General features: G+C 65.9%; 2 pseudogenes. Both read right to left on the bottom strand.

Annotation, left to right across the window (positions count from 1 at the left end):
- Positions 1 to 1,591, bottom strand: a pseudogene (locus QZY06_RS07180) (efflux RND transporter permease subunit); the annotation flags it as partial.
- Positions 1,592 to 1,633: 42 nt separating this feature from the next.
- Positions 1,634 to 1,714: pseudogene (locus QZY06_RS22160) on the bottom strand (thiamine pyrophosphate-binding protein); the annotation flags it as partial.
- Positions 1,715 to 1,716 lie beyond the last annotated feature (2 nt).

Genomic DNA, 1,716 nt, shown 5'->3' with positions numbered 1-1,716 from the left:
GCTGGCTGAGGATCAACCCGCCGACGATGGCGATGCCGAGCGGCTGGCGCAGCTCAGCGCCATCGCCGCGGCCCAGCGCCAGCGGCACGGCGCCGAAGATCGCCGCGAAGGTGGTCATCAGGATCGGCCGCAAGCGCAGGCTCGCCGCTCGGTAGATCGCGGCACCGGCGCCGATGGCCGACTCCCGCTGCCGGACGATGGCGACGTCGATCATCATGATCGCGTTCTTCTTGACGATGCCGATCAGCAGGATCACGCCGATCAAGGCGATGATCGAAAAGTCTCGGCCGCAGAGCATCAAGGCCAGCAGCGCGCCGATGCCGGCCGAGGGCAGGGTCGACAGGATGGTGATCGGGTGGATCAGGCTTTCGTAGAGGATGCCGAGCACCAGATAGATGCTGACGATCGCCGCCAGGATCAGCAGCGGCTGGGTCGCCAGCGAAGCCTTGAAGGCGTTGGCGGTGCCGGCGAAGCTGCCGCGCACCGAAGCCGGCGGCGCCATCCGGGCGACGGCGGTGACGATCGCATCGGTAGCGGTCGACAGTGAACCTCCGGGCGGCAGGTTGAAGCTGATCGTCGCTGCCGGCACACCGCTTTGATGGTTGACCGCCAGCGGCGTGTTGGTGGTCTCGACCGTGGCGAATGCCGACAGCGGCACCTGGGCGCCGGTGTTGCTGGTCACGTACAAGCGCTGCAGCGTCTGCGGGCCTTCGAGGAACTGCGGCGCCAGCTCCATCACCACCCGGTACTGGTTCAGCGGGTTGTAGATGACACCGACCTGGCGCTGGCCGAAGGCATCGTTGAGGGTGCTGTCGAGATTGGCCATGGTCACGCCAAGGCGCGATGCCGCGTCACGGTCGACGTTCAGCGACGTCTGCAGGCCAGTGTCCTGCTGATCGGTGCTGACGTCGGTGAGCTCGGGCAGCTGGGTCAGCGTCTTGCGGATCTTCTGCTCCCAGGTGCGCAGGGTGGCAACGTCATCGGCCTGCAAGGTGTACTGGTACTGGGCATCGGACTGCCGGCCGCCGATGCGGATGTCCTGTACCGGCACCAAGGTCAGCCGAGCACCCGGTTCGTGCGCCAGCCGGGCACGCAGGCGAGTGATCACCGTCTCCGCCGGCTCGCGCTGGGTACGCGGCTTCAGCGAGATGAAGAAACTCGCCGTATTGCGTTGCGCGCTGCCGCCACCGCTGCCGCCACCGGTGGAACCGATGACATTGGCCACCGCCGGATCGGTGCGGATGATCGCCATGAAGCGATCGAGTCGCTGCTGCATCAGCTGGAAGGAACTGCCCTGATCGGCCTTGACGCTGCCGGTCAGCACGCCCGTGTCCTGCTCGGGGAAGAAGGCCTTCGGGATCACGCCATACAGGTAGACGTTGAGGCTGATGACGCCGATCAGCACCAGCAGCGCCAGCGGCTGGTGGCGCAAAGTCCATTGCAGCGAATGCCGGTAACCGCGCCGCAGTGCCCTTGCCAATCGGCCTGCGCGACGAGCTTTGCCAGCCGGCTTCAACAAGGCTGCGGCGAGCGTCGGCGTGGTGGTCAGCGACACCAGCATCGACACCAGGATCGCCACCGACAGCACAATCATGGGGATGGAATCGAGCCAAGCACCGAGTACACCTGTCATGGCATTAGTGGCTCCCGGTCCGGAGGTGACACACACGATGGCAGGCTTGTTTGAGATCCGCGTATAGCCCTCTGCAGCCATGG

The organism is uncultured Nevskia sp. (genome assembly GCF_903885465.1).
GTDB lineage: Bacteria > Pseudomonadota > Gammaproteobacteria > Nevskiales > Nevskiaceae > Nevskia.
The sequence above is the reverse complement of the archived record's forward strand: the minus strand, read 5'-3'. Positions and strand labels throughout refer to the sequence as shown.